Below are 22,059 nucleotides of genomic sequence, written 5' to 3'. Positions count from 1 at the left end.
GCTCAGCAGCCCCGCCGGTCCTCCGTCAGTTCGCCCTGGGCGGTGGCCAGCGTGCGGTCGTAGCAGAGGCCGGGGCCCTGGACGCGGTAGCGCTCCCGGGAGACGCCGACCGCGTGCCGCTGCTCGCGGGGCACGTTCATGGTGTACGCGGCGTCGCCGGTGTAGCGGTCGTCCGTCCGGTACCAGCCGGTGCGCTCACCGGCCCGCAGGCTGACGCCGTCCGCCCGGTCGCCCATGGCCATGACCGTGCGGAGCCGGCCGGCGGTGTCGACGGACGTCTCGCCGTCCATGGTGTAGACGCGGTGGGCGGTGGTGACGGACGCCGGCCCGTGGCCGGGGAGCGTGGTGACCGTCTCGTCGTCGTTCCAGCGGGCCTTCAGGCCGTCGGTGGTCTCGCCGTCGGTCCAGTGGTGGGTGGAGGACGCGGTGACGTTGCGGCTGACGGTGGTCACGACGCGGCCGTGCGAGGTGTCGGTGTACCCGGAGACCGTCAGGGCGTGACCGCCCTCGGCCCGCACGGTGTGCCCGTCCCGGGGCTCGTACGCGGCCCGGGACGCCGGGGTGCCCTCGCGGTGCGCGAGGAGGCCGCCGGTGACGTGCTGCTTGCCGGGGTCCTGCCAGACCAGGACGTTGGTGGGCGTGGACCAGCCCGCCTGCCCCTCGGGCACGCCGGCCACCGACACGGTGATGCGGTGCGGGCGCCCGTCGTTGAGCAGGCCCGCGAACGGCGTGAGGTCGTACTCCACCGGCCGCACGTCGAAGGCGCGCGGCCCGGGGATGACGTACCAGAGGAACGGGTTGGACCAGCCACCGGTCCACACGGCCGGGAACGGCGCGGCAATCCCGGCCGGCTTCCCGTCCACGGCGATGCGCACCTCGCGGTGCGGGCCGTCCTTCGCCTTGCACGAGTACGGGGCCGCGTCCGGCACGGCCAGGTACCAGAACTCCTCGCAGCCGCCGCCCGATCCGGTGGCGTACACCTCGGCGACGATCCGCTCGCTGTTGCGCGGCGTGGTCACGCTGCCCTCGTACACCGGGCCGCCCTCCTGGGCGCCCTGGAGGGTGAGCACCTTGTCGGGGGTGCGGGCCGGCGGGACCGCGCCGGAGGCCGTGTAGAACGTGAGCGTCGCCTTGACCTTGATGACGCCGGTGTAGGTCTCGTTGACGGTGTTGCCGATGAGCATCTCCACGGGCTGCGCGGTGCGCAGCGCTGCGGCGTAGCGGGTGACGTCCTTCTCGACGGTCCAGGTGATGCCCTGGGGGGACGGCTCGGGCGTGGAGGTGCGCAGCACCTCCACGCCGCCGATGCGGAGGTAGCCCAGGCGGTCGTACTGCCGGCCGGCCACGGCGCCGTCCAGGCGCAGCACCACCTTGCTCCAGCGGTCGCCGCAGCGGGCGGGCGGGGCGTACTGGCCGCGGTAGGGCGTGTAGTCGCGGAACTCGGTCTGCGCGACGGTCACTTCGCAGGAGGGTGTGGCGGGCCGCTCCACCGGCGGGGCGGCGGTGACCGGGTCGTGCCAGTCCGTGCCGAACTCGGTGGGCGGCTGGTCTGCGGGCCGGGCCAGGGCCGGTGCGGACCCCAGCGCCAGGGCCGCGGTGGCGGCGCACAGGGCGAGGAACAGTCGTCTCATGGGCCAGGAGTGAAGCGCCTCCTCCGCCCGTACACCAGTACGCCTCCGGCCGCGTTCACCTCGGCGTTCACTTTCGCCTGCACCTGCGCCTTCAACCCCTTTGCGGCAAAAACCGGTTGAAAATAGCGAGGTCCGCATTGCAGCCTTGCACGGCTACCGGGGAGCCGCTCCCCTCCGCTGCCGCAGAACCGGGATGCCATGCGAATCCGCGATCTTCCGTTCCCCGACCCCGGCCGACCCGACGTACGGTCGGGCTCCCGCTTCCTTCTCTGGCTGGGCCGCGAACAACTGGGCGGCCAGCTCGCCGCGATGCTGTGGGGCACCCTGCACATGGCGTGCACCGCCGCGTTCCCGCTGGCCGTGGGCCTCGCCGTGCAGTCCGTGGTGGACCGCTCCGGCGCCCGGCTGGCCCTGGCCACGGGGCTGTTGCTGCTGCTCGGCGCGCTGACCGCGCTGGGCGACGCCATGCTGCACCGGGCGAGCGTCACCAACTGGATCACGGCCGCCGCACGGGTGCAGCAGCTCCTCGCCCGCAAGACCGCCGAGCTGGGCGCCACGCTGACCCGGCGCATCGCCGCCGGTGAGGTGGTGGCGGTCTCGACCGGTGACGTGGAGAAGATCGGCTGGTTCGTGGAGGGTGTCTCCCGCTTCCTCGCCGCCGCCCTGACCACGGTGGTGGTGTGCGTGGGGCTGGTGGTCTACGAGCCGGCGCTCGGCCTCGTCGTCGCCGCCGGCGTACCCGTCCTGGCCCTGGCCGTCCTGCCGTTGCTGCCGCCGGCCACGCGCCGGGCCGACGAGCAGCGCGACAAGGCGGGCCACGCCACGGAGCTGGCGGCGGACACGGTGGCCGGGCTGCGGGTGCTGCGCGGCATCGGCGGCGAGGAGCTGTTCCTGGACCGCTACCGCCGGGCCTCCCAGGAGGTGCGGCGGGCGGCCGTGCACAGCGCCCGGATGTGGGCGCTGATCGCCGCGGTGCAGGTGCTGCTGCCGGGGCTGCTCCTCATCGCGGTCGTCTGGTACGGCGTGGCGCTGGCCCGCGACGGCCGCATCGGCGTGGGGGAACTGGTCACCGTCTACGGCGTGATCACCTTCCTGCTGTTCCCGCTGCGGCAGTTCGAGGAGCTGGCACAGGCCTTCGCGTTCTCCCGGCCGTCGGCGCGCCGGGCAGCCCGGGTGCTGGCCCTGGAGCGGACCAGCGGCCCGGAGGGCTGCCCGGCGCCCGCGGGCGGGCTCCGCGGCGACCTGTACGACCCGGTCTCCGGCCTGACCGCACCGGCCGGCCGGCTGACCGCGGTGGTGTGCGGCGACCCCGACGCCGCCGGCCGGCTGGCCGACCGGCTCGGCGGCCACGCCCCGGGCCGGGCCGCCGAGGGGGAACCCTCGGTGCTGCTGGGCGGCACCGCCCTGGACGAGCTGCCGCTGGCGGCGGCGCTGGCGGCGGCGCGGGAGGCGGTGCTGGTGCAGGACAAGGAGCCGGTGCTGCTGTCGGGCACGCTCTCCGAGCTGCTGGACGTCCCGTGTTCGGGCGCGGTGACGGCGGAGGCGGCGCTGGCCGCCGCCCAGTGCGAGGACGTGCTCGCCTCTCTGGTGCGCCACTCGCCGGAGGCGGACGGGGACGCCTTCCGGGCCCGGATCACCGAGCGCGGCCGGTCGCTGTCGGGCGGCCAGCGGCAGCGGCTGGCCCTGGCCCGCTCGCTGCTCACCGACCCCGGGGTACTGGTGCTGGACGAACCGACCTCGGCCGTGGACGCCCACACCGAGGCCCGGGTGGCCGAGGGCGTCCGGGCGCTGCGCGCCGGCCGCACGACCGTGGTGTTCTCCTCCAGCCCGCTGGTGCTGGACCGCGCGGACCGGGTCGTGTTCGTCCGTGACGGCAAGGCGGCCGCGACGGGCACGCACGCGGAGCTGGTCGCCTCGGAGCCCGCGTACCGCGCGGTCGTCACCCGCGACTCGGATACGGACGGGCAGAGGGAAGGGGACGCCCTGAAAGCCGGCGCGATCGGCGCGGCGTCGGGCGACCGGGATGGACGCGAACGGATGGAGGAATCGGCATGATCGGCGTAGCGCCACCGGAACACGACCCGGCGGCCCCGGAGGCGGCGGCCATCCTGCCGGTCGCCGGGCCGGCCACGGTCCGCGGCTACGTACGCGGCCTGCTGCGCCGCCACCGGCGCGCCTTCGTGCTGCTGGTGGTGTGCAACGCGGTGGCCGTGGTGGCCTCGATGGTCGGGCCCTACCTGCTGGGCGGCCTGGTGGAGGAGCTGTCGGAGGGCTCCGGCGACCTCCACCTCGGCCGCGCCGTCTCGCTGTTCGCGGTGGCCCTGGCCGTGCAGACGCTGTTCACGCGGATGGTGCGGCTGCGCGGTGCGGTGCTCGGCGAGCGGATGCTGGCCGACCTGCGCGAGGACTTCCTCGTCCGGTCCGTGGCGCTGCCGCCGGGGGTGCTGGAGCGCGCGGGCACCGGTGACCTGCTGTCCCGTATCACCACCGACGTCGACCGGCTGTCCGAGGCCATGCGGGAGGCCGTGCCCGAGCTGACGATCGGCCTGGTGTGGGCGGGGCTGCTGCTGGGCGGGCTGACGCTGACCGCGCCGCCGCTGGCGCTGTCGCTGCTGGTCGCCTTCCCGGTGCTGGCCGTCGGCTGCCGCTGGTACTTCCGGCGCGCCCCGAGCGCCTACCGGTCCGAGGCGGCCGGGTACGCCGCGGTGGCCGCGGCGCTCGCGGAGACCGTGGACGCCGGCCGCACCGTGGAGGCCCACCGCCTGGGCGCCCACCGGGTCGAGCTGTCCGACCGCCGCGTCGCCCAGTGGACCGCCTGGGAGCGCTACACGCTCTGGCTGCGCTCGGTGCTCTTCCCCGTGGTGAACATGGTGCACGTGCTGCTGCTGACGGCCGTGCTGCTCATCGGCGGCGCGTGCGTCCTGCGCGGCTGGATGACCGTCGGCGAGCTCACCACCGGCGCCCTGCTGGCGCAGATGCTGAGCGAGCCGGTCGGCATCATCCTGCGCTGGTACGACGAGCTGCAGACCGCCCAGGTGTCGCTGGCCCGGCTGGTGGGCGTGCACGAGATCGGCACCGAGGACGGCGACGGGGCGGTGCGCCCGGACGGCCGCGCGCTGCGGGCCGAGGACGTCCGCTTCGGCTACCGCGCCGGCAGCGACGTGCTGCACGGGGTGACGCTGGACGTCCCGCCGGGCACCCGTGTCGCGCTGGTCGGCCCGTCGGGCGCCGGGAAGTCGACGCTGGGCCGGCTGCTGGCCGGCATCTACGGGCCGCGGTCCGGAGCGGTCACGCTGGGCGGCGCGGAGCTCGCCCGGATGCCGGCCGAGGACGTGCGCCGGCACGTGGCCCTGGTCAACCAGGAGCACCACGTCTTCGTGGGGTCCCTGCGCGACAACCTGCTGCTGGCCCGGCCCGCGGCCGGGGACGGCGAGCTGTGGGCGGCCCTGCGGGCCGTGGACGCCGAGGACTGGGCCCGGGCGCTGGCCGAGGGCCTGGACACCGAGGTCGGCTCGGGCGGCGCGGCCCTCACGCCGGCGCAGGCACAGCAGGTCGCGCTGGCCCGCCTGGTCCTGGCCGACCCGCACACCCTGGTCCTCGACGAGGCGACCTCGCTGCTGGACCCGCGTGCGGCCCGGCACCTGGAGCGGTCCCTGGCCACCGTCCTGGAGGGCCGCACGGTGGTGGCGATCGCCCACCGGCTGCACACCGCGCACGACGCCGACCTGATCGTGGTGGCGGAGGACGGCCGGATCAGCGAGATGGGCAGCCACGACGAGCTGGTCGCGGCGGGCGGCGCGTACGCCGCGCTGTGGCGCTCCTGGCACCGCTAGGCCCTGTCGTCGGAGCAGCGGGCCCGGGCCGGGGGCGGTGCCGGGGGTCAGACCAGGTCGAGGGCCACCAGCCCGCCGGCGCCGCCCAGTACCAGGAAGGCGGGGGTGAGCACCTTCACCTCGACCCAGCTGCCGGCGCGGAACCGCATGACCTTGGGCGGGCCGACCGGGTACCAGCGCTTGCGGGCGATCGGCAGCGGCCACAGGATGGGGCAGCCGGAGACGGTCAGCGCGTCGCCCAGGTCGTGCACCAGGGCGCCCAGCACGATGGGCAGGCCCAGCCACAGGTACTCCTGGCCCTCCCCGGGGAACAGCCAGTGGGAGCCGTTGCCGGGCTGGTCCAGGACCCCGGCCAGGATCCAGGCGCCGGCCGCGCCCAGCAGCCACACCAGGATGTCGCTCGAGGTGCGGGCCGCCCGCCACAGCAGTCCCTCGACAGCCAGGACGAGGTGGACGAAGAGGACGCCCAGCACGGCCCACCGGTCGCCGGTGGCGGCCAGCGCCGAGGCGCCCGCGCCGATCAGCACCGCCCACAGCGCCGTGTGCGTCAGGGTGCGGTGGCCGCCGTTGCGGCGCGGGTCGGCCTTGGTGCGCGTGGCCTGGTAGACGGCGTGCGAGAGCGCGTCCACGACGCCGCACAGCAGCCGGGATATGGGGCCGAACGCCCGCGATATCGTCGCCGACTTGTGGTCGAGGTCCGGGGCGAGCGCGGCGCCGGCGCAGATCAGCGCGCCCACCACGAGCACCGGCCACGGCATCGGCTCCCCGGCCCAGGCCGCGATCGCGCCCGCTCCCAGCCAGGCCGCCGCCCCGGACAGCGAGTGTGCCGGTCCCATCATGGTCGTTCCACCTCTTCGCCAGGCGGCGCCCCTTCTTCCTGACGCCACGTCGGCGACTCAGCGTAATCCCCGGATGATCTTCGTCCGACCGGCCGGTTCCCTGATCCGGCCCGGGGCCAGGCAGTATGGGGGTGTGACCCTTATCGATCAGATGCCGAGCCATGCCGACCCCGACGCCCTCTTCGAAGCGTTCTCGACCTGGGCCCAGGAGCGGGGCATCACGCTGTACCCCGCCCAGGAGGAGGCGCTGATCGAAGTGGTCTCCGGGGCGAACGTGATCCTTTCCACACCGACCGGCTCCGGCAAGAGCCTGGTGGCGGCCGGTGCGCACTTCACCGCCCTCGCCCACGACCAGGTCACCTTCTACACGGCGCCCATCAAGGCGCTGGTGTCGGAGAAGTTCTTCGACCTGTGCAAGATCTTCGGCACCGAGAACGTGGGCATGCTCACCGGCGACGCGTCCGTCAACGCCGACGCCCCCATCATCTGCTGCACGGCCGAGGTGCTGGCCTCCATCGCGCTGCGCGACGGCAAGGACGCCGACGTGGGGCAGGTCGTGATGGACGAGTTCCACTTCTACGCCGAGCCGGACCGCGGCTGGGCCTGGCAGATCCCGCTGCTGGAGCTGCCGCAGGCGCAGTTCGTGCTGATGTCGGCCACGCTCGGTGACGTCTCGCGTTTCCAGGAGGACCTGACGCGGCGCACCGGCCGCCCTACGGCCGTGGTCCGCTCGGCCACCCGGCCGGTGCCGCTGTCGTACGAGTACCGCACGACGCCGCTGACCGAGACGCTGACGGAGCTGCTCCAGACGAAGCAGGCGCCGGTGTACATCGTCCACTTCACCCAGGCCGCCGCCGTGGAGCGGGCGCAGGCGCTGATGAGCATCAACATGTGCTCGCGCGAGGAGAAGGAGGAGATCGCCAAGCTCATCGGCAACTTCCGCTTCACCACCAAGTTCGGCCGGAACCTCTCGCGCTACGTCCGGCACGGCATCGGCGTGCACCACGCCGGCATGCTGCCGAAGTACCGGCGGCTCGTGGAGCGGCTGGCGCAGGCGGGCCTGCTGAAGGTGATCTGTGGCACCGACACCCTCGGCGTGGGGGTGAACGTCCCGATCCGCACCGTTCTGTTCACGGCGCTGACCAAGTACGACGGGCAGCGGGTGCGGACCCTGCGCGCCCGGGAGTTCCACCAGATCGCGGGCCGCGCCGGGCGCGCCGGCTTCGACACCGCGGGCTTCGTGGTGGCCCAGGCGCCCGACCACGTGGTCGAGAACGAGCGCGCCCTGGCGAAGGCGGGCGACGACCCGAAGAAGCGCCGCAAGGTGGTCCGCAAGAAGGCGCCCGAGGGCTTCGTCAACTGGACGGAGAACACCTTCGAGAAGCTCATCGCCTCCGAGCCCGAGCCGCTCACCTCCCGCTTCCGCGTCACGCACGCGATGCTGCTGTCGGTCATCGCCCGGCCCGGCAACGCCTTCGAGGCGATGCGCCGGCTCCTGGAGGACAACCACGAGCCGCGCCGGAACCAGCTGCGGCACATCCGCCGGGCCATCGCCATCTACCGCTCGCTGCTGGACGGCGGCGTGGTCGAGCGGCTGGACGAGCCCGACGCCGAGGGCCGGATCGTCCGGCTGACCGTCGACCTCCAGGCCGACTTCGCGCTCACCCAGCCGCTGTCGACGTTCGCGCTGGCCGCCTTCGAGCTCCTGGACCCCGAGTCGCCGTCCTACGCGCTGGACATGGTCTCCGTCGTGGAGTCGACGCTGGACGACCCGCGGCAGATCCTCGCCGCCCAGCAGAACAAGGCGCGCGGCGAGGCCGTCGCGGCCATGAAGGCGGAGGGGGTGGAGTACGAGGAGCGCATGGAGCGGCTGATGGACGTCGGCTACCCCAAGCCGCTGGAGGAGCTGCTGACGCACGCCTACTCCGTCTACCGCAAGAGCCACCCGTGGGTCGGCGATCATCCGGTCTCCCCCAAGTCGGTCATCCGCGACATGTACGAGCGGGCCATGACCTTCACCGAGTTCATCTCCTTCTACGACCTGGCCCGTACCGAGGGCATCGTGCTGCGCTACCTGGCGAGCGCGTACAAGGCGCTGGACCACACCGTCCCGGACGACCTGAAGTCCGACGACCTGCAGGACCTCATCGCCTGGCTCGGCGAGATGGTCCGCCAGGTGGACTCCAGCCTGCTCGACGAGTGGGAGCAGCTGGCCAACCCGGCTGAGGAGTCCGCGGAGGAGGCGCAGGAGCGGGCCGACCAGGTCAAGCCGGTCACCTCCAACGCCCGTGCCTTCCGCGTCCTGGTGCGCAACGCCCTGTTCCGCCGGGTGGAGCTGGCGGCGCTCGACAAGGTCGACGAGCTGGGCGAGATGGACGCCGAGTCCGGCTGGGACGCGGACCGCTGGGCCGAGGCGATGGACGCGTACTGGGACGAGTACGAGGAGCTGGGCACCGGCCCCGACGCGCGCGGCCCCAAGCTGCTGCGGATCGAGGAGCTGCCGCAGGACGGCCTGTGGCGGGTCCGGCAGACCTTCGCCGACCCCAAGGGCGACCACGACTGGGGCATCTCGGCCGAGGTCGACCTCACGGCGTCCGACGAGGAGGGCCGCGCGGTGGTCCGCGTGACGGACGTCGGCCAGCTCTAGGCGGTCCCGGCCCGCGCCGGCCGGGCGCCTCACCGCGCCCGGCCGGCCCACGGCCACCACCGGCGCCACCGCGCCCCCTCCGCCCCCGCACCGGCACCGGGGCCGGCCGCCGCCCGCACCCGCACCCCGGGTACCCGCGCACCCGCCCCGGCCCACGCCGGAACGCCCGCGTCCGGAACGCCCGGGCCCGGAACCCCCGGGCCCGGCCAGGGCGCCGTGAGCGGCAGCTCCTCCCGCACCCGGTCGAGCGCCAGCGCCAGGCAGTACCGGTACCACTCGGCCTCGTCCCGGTCGGTGGCCGTGACCAGCTCCTCCACCACCTCGCCCACGGCCGTCCCGGCGGGCCGGGGGTCGACGAGCAGCGGCCGGAGCGCCCTGAGCCGGGCCCGCTCCACCGGGTCCGGCACCGCTTGCGCCAGGTCCTCGGGCCCGAGAACGGCGGCCGGCACGGCGGCGCACTCCCACGGGTCCACGGCCTGGGCCGTGAGCTGCGCCAGGCGCCGGGCCCGCCACCCCCGGGCGCGGCGGTCGGGGTGCTTCTCCAGCGCGGCACGCAGCAGGGCGGGCGCCGGCCCCCTGAGCATCTCCGGGTTCTGCTCCGCGAACTCCACGAGCTCCGAAGCCAGATACCGCCAGACGACGGCCCGGTACCGGTTGACGTAGAAGTTCACCGGCGCGAAGCAGCCGCCCCGCGCCAGGCGGGCGAAGCGGTCCCGGCTGATGCCGAGCAGCTCGGCGCCCTCGGCCGTGCCCACCGTCCGGAGCCGGGTGCGCAGGGCGTCCGGGAAGCCCTCCTGCGCGCGGTGGCGCCCGACCTCCTCCCGCGGCACCCGGCGCCGGCCGCCGGGGCCGTCGGCGACGGTCCGCACCTCCCCCAGCTGCACCGCCAGCAGCAGCTCCCGGGGCTTGAGCTCCAGCTCCCGGGCGGCCCGTGCGTACGGCACCCCGAACTCCGCGACGGAGCCGGCCCACTGCCGCTCCCCGGCCTCGCCCACCATCTTCTGACGAACCGTCATGACGATCCCCTCCCGCTCGGCTTCCTCACGGTCCGCGACGAGCATCACGGACAGTGACGACGTTAGCGGTGGATCGCCGGCCCCGCTCAGCCCTGTGGACAACCCCGGTTTCCGGGCTTCAACAGCTCACCCACACGACGGACGAAGCTCGTCATCTCGTAGGCGACGGCCCCCAGGTCCGCCCCCGGACCGGTCAGGACGCACAGACAGTCCCGCTCGCCCGCCGCCGTCACGAACAGCACGCCCTGCTCGAACTCCACCATCGTCTGCCGCACCCGGCCGGCCCCGAACCGCTGCCCGGTCCCCCGGGCCAGGCTGTGCAGGCCGGACGCGACCGCGGCCAGCCGCTCGGCCTCCGCTCTCTCCAGCCCGGTGCTCGCCGCGGTGACCATTCCGTCCCCCGACAGCACCAGCGCGTGGCGCATCCCCCCGGCGCGCCGGGTCAGTTCGTCCAGCATCACGTCGACGTCCCTGCCCATTACCATGCTCCGCCTCCCCGTTCCGCACGACCCCCCGTCACTGCCGTGCAAGCCTCGCTCACGGGGGCGCGCCGGGCAACCCGGCCGTCCGGCCGGTGGGTGGGTTCAACCCCGTGGTCCCCGGGCACACTTGAACGACCGCAGGAAAGGCCGCTCGACGGGGCAGGTGATCCGCGTGTTCGACAAACTCCGCAAGCGCCTCGAGGTCCGGCAGCCCCCGGCACCCCGGCCGTCCGCCGACCGGCGGCCCAATCTGTTCGAGGCGGCCGCGGTCCATGTGGCGGCCTGCGCCGAGAACGACTACGAGAGGAGCGCCGAAGCGGCGCGCTGGGTCTCGCCCGAGGCCCTGTGTTTCGGCGTCAACGAGCTGGCCTGCCGGGCCCTGATAGCCCTGGCGCGCGAACGCGGCGAGTCCCCGCAGACCGTGGCCCGCACCCTGCTCGGCCTGCCCACGGCCTGACCACCGGCCACCGGCCGCGGGCCGCCGCTCCCAGCCCCCACCCCGCGTTCCCCAACTCGTCACGCGAAAGTCGTGTACATGCCACCACCGTGGTCCTACGCTTCCTGCGCACCTCCACGCCCCACCCCCACCACCCCACCGAACGCCCCGTACGGAGGACTTCGTGCGCGCCGCAGCACGTCACCCCCACCGCACCCGCCGCCCCGCGCCGGCCCTGGCCTCGGCCTTCGCCCTGGCCGCCACCTCGCTGGGCCTGTGGGCCTCGGACTCCGCCGCCGCACCCGCCGCGGTACCGACGCCGGACCACGTCGTGGTCGTCGTCTTCGAGAACCACGCCTACGACCAAGTGATGGGCAGTTCCAGCGCCCCCTACCTCAACTCCCTGGCCGCAGGCGGCGCCAGCCTCACCGCCTCCTACGCCGAGACCCACCCCAGCCAGCCCAACTACTACGCGCTGTTCTCCGGCGAGACCCAGGGGGTCACCGACGACAGCTGCGTCGACCCCGGCTTCTCGGCCGAGCCCAACCTCGCCTCCGAGCTCCTCGGCGCCGGCCGGACCTGGGGCAGCTACAACGAGTCGCTGCCCGCCGAGGGTTCCACGGCCTGCAAGAGCAGCGACGGCAAGTACCGCCAGAAGCACAACCCCTGGTTCGGCTTCGACAACGTGCCCACCTCCACCGCGCACACCTTCGCGGCCTTCCCGAAGGGCACGGACTACGCGCAGCTGCCCACGGTGTCGTTCGTCGTGCCCAACATGTGCAACGACATGCACGACTGCTCCGTCGGCACCGGTGACACCTGGCTGAAGAACAACCTCAAGTCCTACGCCGACTGGGCGAAGACGCACAACAGCCTGCTCGTCGTCACCTTCGACGAGGACAACCGGCTCAGCGGCAACCGCATCCCCACCGTCCTCTACGGCCAGCCCGTCAAGCCCGGCTCCACCTCCGGCACCACGTACAACCACTACGACGTGCTGCGCACCCTGGAGGACATGTACGGCCTGCCGCACGCCGGGAACGCCGCCGACGCCAAGGACGTCACCGGCATCTGGACCACCTGACCGTGTACGTCGCGGACAGCCGCTCCACCCCGCACACCGCACCCCGCCCGGCCGGCCGGCGCACCGCCGGCGGCCGGCGGGCCGCCGTGCCCGGCACGGTGGTGGCCCTCGGCACGGTCAGCCTGATCACCGACGTCTCCTCCGAGATGGTCACCGCCGTCCTGCCGCTCTACCTCGTCACCCAACTGGGCCTGTCGCCGCTGGGCTTCGGCCTCCTGGACGGCATCCAGAACGGCGTCGCCGCACTCGTGCGCCTCCTCGGCGGCCGGCTCGCCGACCGCCCGTCCGGCGGGCACAAGGCCGTGGCCGCCGCCGGCTACGCCCTGTCGGCGCTGTGCAAGCCGTTGCTGCTCGTCGTCCACGGCCTCCCGCTGAGCGGCGCCGTGCTCGCCGCCGACCGCACCGGCAAGGGCCTGCGCACCGCGCCCCGCGACGCCATGATCTCGCTGGCCACCGAACCGGCCGCGCGCGGCCGGGCGTTCGGCGTGCACCGCGCGATGGACACCGCCGGCGCCCTCCTCGGCCCCCTCCTCGCCTTCGCCCTGCTGCGTCTGGCCGCCGACGGCTACGACGCCGTCTTCGTCACCAGCGGCTGCGTGGCCGTGCTCGGCGTCGTCGTCCTCCTGCTCTTCGTGCCCGGCCGCTCCCCGCGGGACACCACCGCGGGCGACGGCCCCCGGCCCTCCCCCGAGCCCCTGCGCGCGCTGCTGCGCCGCGGGCCCGTGCGCCGGCTCACCACCTGCGCCGTCCTCCTGGGCCTCACCACCGTCAGCGACTCCTTCCTCTACCTCACCGTGCAGCGCCGGCTGGAGCTGCCCGAGGCGTGGTTCCCCCTGCTGCCGCTGGGTACGGCCGCGGCGTTCCTGCTGCTGGCGGTGCCGTTCGGCGTGCTCGCCGACCGCTTCGGGCGCCGCCGGCTGTTCCTCTGCGGACACCTCGCGCTCCTGGCCGCGTACGGCCTGCTGCTCGCGCCCACCGGCGGCACGGCCGCCCTCGTCCCGGCCGTCCTCGCCCTGCACGGCGCCTTCTACGCCGCGACCGACGGTGTCCTGGCCGCCGCCACCGCCGACGCCGTGCCCGCCGAGGCGCGCGGCAGCGGGCTGGCCGTGGTGCAGACCGGGCAGGCCCTGGCCCGGTTCCTGTGCTCGGTCGCCTTCGGCGCGGCCTGGACCGCCTGGGGCGACCGTACGGCCCTCACCGCGGCGGCCGCCGGACTGTGCGTCTGCGCCGCCGCCGGCACCGTCCTGCTGCGCCCCTCCCCCACCGACGCGCCCCCGGAGCCCACCCGTTGAACGCCCTGCACGCCCCGCGCACCCCGCGCGCCCTCTCCTCCACCGCGCGCCGCCTCCTCGTCCTGGCCGTCGCCCTCCTCCTGCTGGGCGGTGTCGCCGTCGCCGCCACCCTGCACGCCGCCGGGCGGGCCGCCGAGAAGGACCGCACCCGGGCGGACGGCCCTCCGGTGCGGCAGGGACGGGTCACGCTCGACGAACCGGGCCGCGCCGTCTTCCGCAACATGGCCTGGGGCCCGCACCGCGACGAGCTGACCTCCGTGCCCGCCGGCGACCCCGCCGGCCCCCGCACCGCCTCGGGCGTGCACTGCCTGCGCTTCCACACCGCCGGCGGCACCGGCATCTGCCTCCAGGCGGTGCGCGGCGGGCTGCGCGACAGCTACCGCGCCGTCGTCCTGGACGTGCGGCTGCGCGAGACCCGCCACTACGGCCTGGCGGGCATCCCCACCCGCGCCCGCGTCTCACCGAGCGGCCGCACGGTGGCGTGGACGGTGTTCGTCAGCGGCGACTCGTACGCCGGCAGCAACTTCTCCACCCGTACGTCCGTCCTCGACACCCGCACCGGCGAGCTGGACCGCAACCTGGAGGACTACCGGCTCATCGTCGACGGGCAGCCGCACCGCGCCGCCGACGTCAACGTCTGGGGCGTCACCTTCGCCGACGACACCCGCTTCTACGCGACCGTGGCCACCGGCGGCCGGACCCACCTCGTCCGCGGCGACCGCACCGCCAAGACCCTGGAGACGCTGCACACCAACGTCGAATGCCCCTCCCTCTCCCCCGACGGGACCCGCGTCGCCTACAAGAAGCGCGTCGAGGACGCCTCCTCCGACGCTCCCTGGCGGCTGTACGTGCTGGATCTGCGCACGCAGCGCGAGACCCCCACCGCCGAGCACCGCAACGTCGACGACCAGGCGGTCTGGCGCGACGACGGCACCCTCCTCTACGCGCTGCCCGGCGACTTCGGCTCCGACCTGTGGACCGTCCCGGCCGACGGCTCCGGCAGCCCCCGCCTGCTGACGAAGGCCGCGCTGGCACCTGCCTTCACGCCCGCCGGCACCGCGCGCTGACAGCCGGCCGCCGGCCTACCGGTCCAGCTGCTTGCGCGTGACCCTGCCCAGCCGCTTCCGCTGCGAGGGGTCGAGCGCCACGTAGGCAACCACCGGCACACCGACGATCACCAGCAGCGCGGCCCAGAACGGCAGCAGCCACAGCAGGATCACTCCCACCGCCACGCCGCCGACGGCCACCTTGGCCCTGTTGCTCATGTCCGTCCTCCTCCTTGGCGACGGCCGCGACGACACTCCACCGCCGCGCTCTGCTGACAACGCCCGGCGGGCGAAGCCGGTTCCACGTCCTCACGTCCGCCCCGGCTCCAGAATGCACCGACGTGACGGGCGTCACGAAACGCAGCCCCACGTTCGGCGTTCGCCTGCTGTACCCTCGGCCGCTCGCCCTGCTAGTCAAATTTGAGGAATGCGCAGCGCCGTGACCCCGCTCCCCGCCGCACCACCCTCCCCGCCCCAGCTGTCCCGGCTCCTCCGCTGCCGGGCCGCCTTCCTCCCCGACGACCCCGCCCGCACCGGACGCGTGGCCTTCTGGCTGCCCGACGGCACGGACGGCCCCGACGCCCACGACGGGGACGACGACCTGACCGTCGTCGTCCCCGCCCCCGGCGGCACCCCCGGCGACGTGACCACCACGACCGTACGGGCGACCGTACTGCCTGTACGCGACGCCGTGCCCGTGCTCACCCGCGCCCGCGCCGCCGGCGGCGACGCGACGGCCGCCTTCTGGGGCTCGGCCGCCGTGCTCGCGCTCCAGCTCGCCGCCCGCGGCCGGCTCCTGCCCGGCATCTCCGCCACGGACCACGACGTCTGGCGCGCCGGGCCGCTCACCCCCGACGACCGGCAGCGGGTCCGCGACCTGGCCGCCGCCATGCCGCCCGAGGCGCACTGCGTCCCGCTGCCCGACGCGCCCACCGCGGCGGACGGCCCGCTCCTGCCCGACCCCGAGACGCTCGTCCTGGCCTTCCTCGACGCCGTGGCCGACGGCCTGCCCCGCACCCCGGCCGCGGCACTCGCCGCCGGCGGGCGCGCGTACGCCTCGCCCGCGCCCCGCGCCGTCCCGGACCACCGCCCCTGGGCGGAGGACGTGACGTCCGGGCGGGAGGCCGGCGTCCGCCTCTCCCTGCGCATCGAGGTCCACGGCCCGGCGGAGGCGGAGGGGAACGACGGCCCGGAAGGGCCGCGCTTCCGCGCCGTGCCGCAGGTGCACAGCCTCACCGACCCCGCCCTGGTCGCCGACGCGGCGGACGTGTGGTCCGGCACCGCGCCGGCCTCCTTCGGCGGACGCGCCCGGGTCAACGCCCTGCTCGCCCTCCGCCGCGCGGCGCACGCCTGGCCGGCGCTGTCGCCGCTGCTCACCGACGAGGTGCCGCACGCCCTGGACCTCGCCGACGACGAGGTCGGCGAACTGCTCGGCGCCGCCACCGCCGCCCTCGACCGCGCCGGCGTCGAGGTGCACTGGCCCCGGGACATCGCCCGCGGCCTCACCACCCACGCCGTCGTCGGCCCGCCCGAGGACGACACGGAGGAACCGCAGGCGGCGGAGGGCGAGGGCCGCTTCGTCCGCGCGCCGGGCCTGCCGTCCCTGCTGTCCGCCGACGCGCTGCTCGCCTTCCGCTGGCGGTTCGCCGTCGGCGACCGGGAGCTGACCCGCGCCGAGCTGGACCGGCTGGCCGAGGCCAGCCGCCCCGCCGTGCGCCTTCGCGACCAGTGGGTGCTGCTCGACCCCGAGACCGTACGCCGCGCCCGTGAGCGCCGGGACCGCGCGGTCACACCGGCCGAGGCGCTCGGGGCCGCCCTGACCGGCCACGCCCCCTCACGGGCGGGCGACGACGAGACCGTCGAGGTACGGGCCACGGGCGCGCTGGCGGCCCTGCGCGACCGCATTGCCCACCCCGAAGCATCCCCGGGCCCCGGGGCCGCCCGGGAGGCCGTCCCGCAGCCCGCGGCGCTCGCCGCGACCCTGCGCGACTACCAGCTGCGCGGCCTCACCTGGCTGCACCGGATGACCTCCCTGGGGCTGGGCTGCTGCCTCGCCGACGACATGGGCCTCGGCAAGACCATCACCGTCATCGCCCTCCACCTGCACCGGCGTTCCCTTCCGGGCACCGGCGGCCCCACCCTCGTCGTCTGCCCCACCTCCCTCATGGGCAACTGGCAGCGCGAGATCGAACGTTTCGCCCCCGGCACGCCGGTGCACCGCTTCCACGGCGCCTCGCGCACCCTGGACGGCCTGGCCGACGGGGAGGTCGTGCTCACCACCTACGGCACCATGCGCCTGGACGCCGCGGCGCTGGCCGCCACCGCCTGGGACCTGGTCGTCGCCGACGAGGCGCAGCACGTCAAGAACCCCTCCTCCGCCACCGCCAAGGCCCTGCGCACCATCGGCTCCACGGCCCGCGTGGCCCTCAGCGGCACGCCCGTCGAGAACAACCTGTCGGAGCTGTGGGCCGTCCTCGACTGGACCACGCCGGGCCTCCTCGGCCCGCTCGCCGCCTTCCGGCGCCGCTACGCGCAGGCCGTCGAGGGCGGTGCGGACCCGGCCGCGGCGGAACGGCTGGCGGCGCTCGTCCGGCCGTTCCTGCTGCGCCGCCGCAAGACGGACCCGGGCATCGCCCCGGAGCTGCCGCCCAAGACCGAGACGGACCACCCCGTCGCCCTCACGGCCGAGCAGGCGGGGCTGTACGAGGCGGTGGTGCGCGAGGCCCTCGCCGAGATCGCGGACGCGGACGGCTTCGAACGGCGCGGACTGATCGTCAAGCTGCTCACCGGGCTGAAGCAGATCTGCAACCACCCGGCGCAGTTCCTCAAGGAGCGGCAGGCGGCGCAGCAGGGGGCCGGGCCACGGTTCGCCGGCCGGTCGGGGAAGGTCGAGCTGCTGGACGAGCTGCTCGACACCATCCTCGCCGAGGAGGCCGGCGTGCTGGTCTTCACCCAGTACGTGGAGATGGCGCGGCTCCTGGAGCAGCACCTGTCCGGCCGTGGCGTCGGCGTGCAGCTGCTGCACGGCGGTACGCCCGTGGCGCGGCGCGAGGAGATGGTGCGCCGCTTCCAGGAGGGCGCGGTCCCCGTCTTCCTGCTGTCGCTCAAGGCGGCGGGCACAGGCCTGAACCTGACCCGGGCCGCGCACGTCGTGCACTTCGACCGCTGGTGGAACCCGGCGGTCGAGGCTCAGGCCACCGACCGGGCCCACCGCATCGGGCAGACGCAGCCCGTGCAGGTGCACCGGCTGGTCGCGGAGGGGACGGTCGAGGACCGCGTCGCGGAGATGCTGCGCCGCAAGCAGGCGCTCGCGGACGCGGTGCTGGGCGGCGGCGAGGCGGCGCTGACCGAGCTGACGGACGCGGAACTGGCGGAACTGGTCGAACTGAGGGGGATGTGACGTGGGGACGGCCACCTATAGGGATGCGGCACAGGAGCGCGTCTTCGAAGCCCTGCCGCCGCTGCGCGGCCGGGCGTTCGCGCGGGGCCGGTGGGCGCGGGCCTGGCTGGCGGCGCTGGAGGAGTCGGCCCTGGACGGGCAGCAGGTGAAGGCGGGCCGCGGGTACGCGCGTGCCGGGGCGGTGGGCGCGGTCGCCGTACGCCCCGGGCGGCTCACGGGGCTCGTGCACGACAAGGACGGCACGGCGTACCGGGCCGACGTGCTCGTGCGCCCCCTGCCGGACGGCGACTGGGAGCGGCTGACGGACCTGGTGGCCCGCCGTACGGAGCACCTGGCGGCCCTCCTGGACCGGGACCTGCCGCCGCACCTGGCCGAGGACGCGGCCGCGGCGGGCGTGGACCTGATGCCCGGCGTGGGCGACCTCGACCCGCGGTGTGCATGCGAGGCGTGGGACCACTGCGCCCATACGGCCGCGCTCTGCCACCAGGTGGCCCGGCTGCTGGACGAGGACCCCTTCGTCCTGCTGCTGGTGCGGGGGCGTACGGAGGAGGCGCTGCTGGGTGAGCTGAGGGCGTGCGGCACGGCGGGGGCGCCGGAGCGTACGCCGGAGGTGGCGCCCCGGGGCGTGCCGGCGCGGGAGGCGTTCGCGCCCGGCCGTGCCCTGCCGCCGCTGCCCGCGCCCCCGCCGCCGGTGGAGGCGGCGGAGCTCGTGCCGGTGTTCACCGCGCAGGTCGCGCCGCCGCCGGGCCTGGACGTGGCGGCGCTGGAGTTCCTGGCGGCGGACGCGGCGGGGCGGGCCCGGCGGCTGCTGGCGGCGGCCCTGTCCCCCGGTCACGGGCGGACTCCGCTGCCGCGGCCGCTCACGGAGCGTCAGGATGCCGAGCGCCTGGCCTCGTCGGCGCCGCCGGGCCTGATGGCCGACCGGCTCGCCTCGGCGTACGAGGCACCGTCCGGCGACTGAAACCGGGCGCGAGGGCCGCTGCGCCGACGGGGGCCCGGGCGGCGCTACAGCCCGAAGACGTCCGACGGGAGGACGCTCGGCAGGGCCGACGGCAGGGCGGTCGGCAGCCCGCTCGGCAACGACGTCGGGAAGCCGGAGGGCAGCCCGGACGGCAGGCCGGACGGCAGCTCCGACGGAAAGCCCGACGGGAGACCGAGCGACGGTGCCGGCCCGCCCGGCGATCCGCCGCCGGCCGGTGCGCCGCCGCCCCGGCCGTCCTTGACGAGGAGGACCCCGACGACCAGTGCGGCCACCGCCACCAGCGCCGCCACGGCGAGCGCCAGGCGGCGCCCCCGCCCGTCGCCTCCGCCCGGCGGCGGGCCGAAGCCACCGGCCGGCGGCGGCCCGTAGCCGTAGGGCCCGTGCGGGCCCCGGGGGCCGTACGGGCCGCGCGGGCCGTACGGAGGGCCGGGCGGTGGTCCGGGGTCCGTGGTCATACCGCCAGGGTCCCCGGCACGGCACGGTCCGCACCCAGCGGTGACGGTTCCGCTACACGTTCCCCTCTGGAACGCGACATTCCGCCCGTTTTTCCACCCGATCGGCACCTGCGTGGCGCTACCGGTACAACGATCAGCAAACCGTACGATCCCATCGATGACTGCCGAGATGACCCAGCTCCATGTCAGCGAGGCCGGCGAGGCCAAGGCCCGGGTGGCGAGCCTTCTGCTGGCGTACCGGCACGGCAATCAGCAGGCGTTCGACGACTGCCTGGCCCGTGACACAACGCCGGAGGAGGCGAGGGAGCTCGTCACCGCGCTCGCCTGGGTCGCCAACGAGGCCGTGCGCACCGCCTACCGGCCCGACGTCGCCGACCGCGTGCTGCGCCACCTCGCCCGCCGGGTGCCGGACGAGCCGGGCTGGGTCGAGACGGACGAGGAGGGCGCGCCGGATGTCGCAGTGCTGCTGGAGGCCGTGTGGCGGGGCGACACGGAGGCGGTGCGCGGCCTCGTACGGGCCACGCCCGACACGACGTTCGTGCTCGGCAAGCTGTTGTACGCCGTCGCCCGGCTGCTGCCGTCGGTGCCCCGGGCGGAGCTGCGGCGGGTGCTCACCGACCTGCGCGGAGAAAGGCCTCCAGGCCTGCCAGGTCGTCGGTGTTGAGGTGGTCCGCGCCGGCGGCGAGCAGCTCGCGCCACACCGCCTCGCGGGCCGGGCCCGGCTCGTCGGGCGTGGCCCAGAACCGCACCCTGCGGCCCTCGGCGTGCGCCGTGGCGACGGTCCGCCGCAGCGCGGCCCGCTCCGCCGCAGGCATGGGGCCGGTGCCCCGCCAGGTGAAGTGCGCCGTCCAGTCGTCGCTGATGAGCGGCGCGAAGGAGGCGGGCGGTCCGCCCAGGTCGGCCGGCCGGCCGTCGTAGAACGCGTACCGGGTCCGTTCCGCCTCCATGGGCCCGCGGGCGCCCCGGTCGCCGGAGACGACGGCGGTGACCGCCCCGCGCCGGACGTGCCCGCGGTCGCAGGACGTGAGCATGGCGCGGTAGGGGCGCAGGTGGCGGGAGAGTTCGCGGTAGGTGGGGTCGCCGGGCGTCTTGATGTCGATGAGCAGTTGCAGGGTGACGTCGTAGCCGCGGTGGACGCGCCCGTGGTGGGCGCGGACGAGGCGCAGCAGGGGCTCCAGGTAGAGGGACTCCAGGGTGCGCCGGGGGTCGAGGTCGCCGGCGTCGTGGCCGACGAGCAGCGCGCCGCCGTCGTCCAGCCAGATGTCGGCCTCGACGCTGCAGAAGCCGTGGGAGAGCGCGTCGGTGAGCGGGTGGGGGTGCCGGTAGTCGTTGTGGGCGTGCGTACGGCGCAGGGGCGGCAGCCCGGGAGTGCGGGGCGCGGCCTGCGCCGGCGCGGGAAGCGTGCCGGCGAGTGCGGCGGCGAGGGTGGCGACGGCGGCTCTTCGCGTACGGGACATGACGGCTTCTCCGGACGGGGCGGGAACGGCGGCACGGGCACGGGGACGGTCGGGGCCAGTATCGGGGCCCGCCGGGCCGCGGGACAGAGCCGTGACGCGTGGTGCCGAAGCCGGCGCCCAGGCGTCGCCTGTCGTTCGCCGGGGCATGAATGAGCCTTGCGCACAGCGGAATTGACGTGACCTCTGGGGTGACAGTGGGCAGACGAGGACGCCGCCTGCGCGCGGCAGTGACAGTACTGACGGCCTGGGTCTCGCTGGTCGGCGGGGGCACCGCGTGGGCCGGGGCCGGAACGGGGCAGGTCGCCGCCCGGCTGGGCGCCGCGAGCAGGGTGGCGCCCGGCGTGACGTACCGGACCGTGTCGTGGCACGGCGGTCACGGCACCACCCACGGCCACCTGCTCACCGTCGACCTGCGCGACGACCGGGTCTCCCTGGACCTGCTGTACCCGGGCGCCGTCGGGGCCCGGGACACGGTGTCCGGCATGACGGAGCGGCAGGGCGCGGTAGGCGGGGTGAACGGCGACTTCTTCAACATCACCGAGGTGCAGCACCCGGGGGTGCGGGAGACGGGCGCGCCGGTGGGCCCGGCCGTCGCGGACGGGCACGCCCTGAAGGCGGCGGTGCCCGACGGGCAGCGGTTCGGCCCGGCGATGCCGCGGGGCGTGGACACCGAGGCCGTCTTCGGCGTGGACCGGGACGGGGTGGCGCGCATGGACCGGCTCTCGCTGGAGGGCTCGGTGCGCACCGAGGACGACGACCTGCCGCTGAGCGGCTTCAACCAGTACGCGATCCCGGTCGACGGCATCGGCGTGTTCACGCCGGCGTGGGGCCGGGTGTCGCGGAAGCGGGCGGTGTGCGGCACGGACGCCCACCGCGGCGCGCCGTGCAGCGACGAGACGTACGAGGTGACGGTGCGGCGGGGCCGTGTGGCGGCACGGTCGGCACGGCCGGGCAAGGGCCCCATCGCCTCGGGCTCGCTGGTGCTGGTGGGGCGCGAGGAGGGGGCGCGCGAGCTGCGCAGGCTGGCGGTGGGCGACCGGGTGTCGGTGGACCGGTACCTGCGGGCGCGCAAGGCGCGCGGCTACGACTTCGCCATCGGGGGCTTCCCGGTGCTGCGCGGGGGCCGGCAGCTGTCCGGGCTCGACGGGCGGACGGCGGCGGTGCGGACGGCCGCGGGGCTGGCCGACCGGGGGCAGCGCGTCTACCTGCTGGCGCTGGACGGGCGGGCCGCGTACCGGCCGGGCCTCACGCTCACGGAACTGGCCCGGCTGATGCGGGCGGTGGGGTCGGTGGACGCCTTCAACCTGGACGGCGGCGGCTCCTCGACGCTCGTCACGCGCTCCCCGGGCAGCGGGCACGCGGTCGTGCGCAACCATCCGTCGGGCGGGGCGGAACGGGCCGTCGCGAACGGCATCGGGGTTTTCTCGGGGTCGTGACACGCGAGAGCAGCTTTTAATCC

18 protein-coding genes are annotated in these 22,059 nt (G+C 75.3%); 11 read left to right on the top strand and 7 right to left on the bottom strand.

What is annotated here, in order from left to right:
• Positions 1 to 2 precede the first annotated feature (2 nt).
• Positions 3 to 1,631, bottom strand: a complete 1,629-nt coding sequence (locus IE305_RS04275) for a peptide-N4-asparagine amidase (protein WP_190127980.1) — start codon at positions 1,629 to 1,631, stop codon at positions 3 to 5.
• A 198-nt stretch (positions 1,632 to 1,829) separates the two neighbouring features.
• On the opposite strand from IE305_RS04275, the gene IE305_RS04270 reads away from it, so the two are divergent.
• A complete protein-coding gene (locus IE305_RS04270) occupies positions 1,830 to 3,686 on the top strand; it encodes an ABC transporter transmembrane domain-containing protein (RefSeq protein WP_190127979.1) in 1,857 nt (618 codons plus the stop codon).
• Positions 3,683 to 5,464, top strand: a complete 1,782-nt coding sequence (locus tag IE305_RS04265) for an ABC transporter ATP-binding protein (protein ID WP_190127978.1) — start codon at positions 3,683 to 3,685, stop codon at positions 5,462 to 5,464. Before IE305_RS04270 ends, IE305_RS04265 begins: the two co-directional genes overlap by 4 nt.
• 47 nt (positions 5,465 to 5,511) lie before the next feature.
• Here the strand turns inward: IE305_RS04265 and IE305_RS04260 are convergent, their stop codons facing one another.
• The gene (locus tag IE305_RS04260; protein ID WP_190127977.1) at positions 5,512 to 6,303 is read right to left on the bottom strand and encodes a metal-dependent hydrolase; all 792 of its coding nucleotides are present in this window, start codon (positions 6,301 to 6,303) and stop codon (positions 5,512 to 5,514) included.
• A 73-nt stretch (positions 6,304 to 6,376) separates the two neighbouring features.
• On the opposite strand from IE305_RS04260, the gene IE305_RS04255 reads away from it, so the two are divergent.
• The gene (locus tag IE305_RS04255) at positions 6,377 to 8,950 is read left to right on the top strand and encodes a DEAD/DEAH box helicase (protein WP_190127976.1); all 2,574 of its coding nucleotides are present in this window, start codon (positions 6,377 to 6,379) and stop codon (positions 8,948 to 8,950) included.
• A gap of 29 nt (positions 8,951 to 8,979) precedes the next feature.
• Here the strand turns inward: IE305_RS04255 and IE305_RS04250 are convergent, their stop codons facing one another.
• Positions 8,980 to 9,966 carry a DUF6397 family protein gene (locus IE305_RS04250; protein ID WP_190127975.1) on the bottom strand — a complete coding sequence of 329 codons (987 nt, stop codon included), beginning with the start codon at positions 9,964 to 9,966 and terminating at the stop codon, positions 8,980 to 8,982.
• A gap of 86 nt (positions 9,967 to 10,052) precedes the next feature.
• On the bottom strand, positions 10,053 to 10,451 hold the full coding sequence (locus IE305_RS04245) for a roadblock/LC7 domain-containing protein (protein ID WP_190127974.1): 399 nt from the start codon (positions 10,449 to 10,451) through the stop codon (positions 10,053 to 10,055).
• 169 nt (positions 10,452 to 10,620) lie between these two features.
• On the opposite strand from IE305_RS04245, the gene IE305_RS04240 reads away from it, so the two are divergent.
• From IE305_RS04240 to IE305_RS04225, 4 genes are all read left to right on the top strand, one after another.
• The gene (locus IE305_RS04240) at positions 10,621 to 10,905 is read left to right on the top strand and encodes a hypothetical protein (protein WP_229890508.1); all 285 of its coding nucleotides are present in this window, start codon (positions 10,621 to 10,623) and stop codon (positions 10,903 to 10,905) included.
• A gap of 163 nt (positions 10,906 to 11,068) precedes the next feature.
• The gene (locus IE305_RS04235; RefSeq protein WP_229890507.1) at positions 11,069 to 11,968 is read left to right on the top strand and encodes an alkaline phosphatase family protein; all 900 of its coding nucleotides are present in this window, start codon (positions 11,069 to 11,071) and stop codon (positions 11,966 to 11,968) included.
• A 2-nt stretch (positions 11,969 to 11,970) separates the two neighbouring features.
• Positions 11,971 to 13,260, top strand: coding sequence for an MFS transporter (locus IE305_RS04230; protein ID WP_190127973.1), 1,290 nt, complete (start codon positions 11,971 to 11,973; stop codon positions 13,258 to 13,260).
• Entirely contained in the window at positions 13,257 to 14,327 is a 1,071-nt protein-coding gene (locus IE305_RS04225; RefSeq protein ID WP_229890505.1) for a TolB family protein, read from the top strand. The genes IE305_RS04230 and IE305_RS04225 overlap by 4 nt, the downstream gene beginning before the upstream one ends.
• Before the next feature lie 15 nt (positions 14,328 to 14,342).
• Here IE305_RS04225 and IE305_RS04220 read toward each other — a convergent pair whose 3' ends face one another.
• Positions 14,343 to 14,525: a tail-anchor membrane protein gene (locus tag IE305_RS04220; RefSeq protein WP_190127972.1), complete on the bottom strand. Its 183-nt coding sequence runs from the start codon at positions 14,523 to 14,525 to the stop codon at positions 14,343 to 14,345.
• A 220-nt stretch (positions 14,526 to 14,745) separates the two neighbouring features.
• Here IE305_RS04220 and IE305_RS04215 point away from each other — a divergent pair, with 220 nt between their 5' ends.
• Both IE305_RS04215 and IE305_RS04210 read left to right on the top strand, forming a co-directional pair.
• On the top strand, positions 14,746 to 17,706 hold the full coding sequence (locus IE305_RS04215) for an SCO1167/SCO6262 family helicase (protein WP_190127971.1): 2,961 nt from the start codon (positions 14,746 to 14,748) through the stop codon (positions 17,704 to 17,706).
• 1 nt (position 17,707) lies between these two features.
• Entirely contained in the window at positions 17,708 to 18,667 is a 960-nt protein-coding gene (locus IE305_RS04210; RefSeq protein WP_190127970.1) for an SWIM zinc finger family protein, read from the top strand.
• A gap of 44 nt (positions 18,668 to 18,711) precedes the next feature.
• On the opposite strand, the gene IE305_RS32805 is transcribed toward IE305_RS04210, so the two are convergent.
• Complete coding sequence (locus IE305_RS32805) at positions 18,712 to 19,143, bottom strand: hypothetical protein (RefSeq protein ID WP_229890503.1); 432 nt, start codon at positions 19,141 to 19,143, stop codon at positions 18,712 to 18,714.
• Positions 19,144 to 19,300: 157 nt separating this feature from the next.
• On the opposite strand from IE305_RS32805, the gene IE305_RS04200 reads away from it, so the two are divergent.
• Positions 19,301 to 19,807, top strand: a complete 507-nt coding sequence (locus tag IE305_RS04200; RefSeq protein ID WP_190127969.1) for a hypothetical protein — start codon at positions 19,301 to 19,303, stop codon at positions 19,805 to 19,807.
• Here the strand turns inward: IE305_RS04200 and IE305_RS04195 are convergent.
• Complete coding sequence (locus IE305_RS04195) at positions 19,755 to 20,600, bottom strand: phosphatidylinositol-specific phospholipase C/glycerophosphodiester phosphodiesterase family protein (protein WP_190127968.1); 846 nt, start codon at positions 20,598 to 20,600, stop codon at positions 19,755 to 19,757. The genes IE305_RS04200 and IE305_RS04195 overlap by 53 nt on opposite strands.
• A gap of 215 nt (positions 20,601 to 20,815) precedes the next feature.
• On the opposite strand from IE305_RS04195, the gene IE305_RS04190 reads away from it, so the two are divergent.
• Complete coding sequence (locus IE305_RS04190; protein WP_229890592.1) at positions 20,816 to 22,036, top strand: phosphodiester glycosidase family protein; 1,221 nt, start codon at positions 20,816 to 20,818, stop codon at positions 22,034 to 22,036.
• Positions 22,037 to 22,059 lie beyond the last annotated feature (23 nt).

Origin of the sequence: Streptomyces mashuensis, from assembly GCF_014654785.1 — a bacterium.
Taxonomy (GTDB): domain Bacteria; phylum Actinomycetota; class Actinomycetes; order Streptomycetales; family Streptomycetaceae; genus Streptomyces; species Streptomyces mashuensis.
Note: the sequence above shows the minus strand (reverse complement) of the source record. Positions and strands in the feature narration are given on the sequence as shown.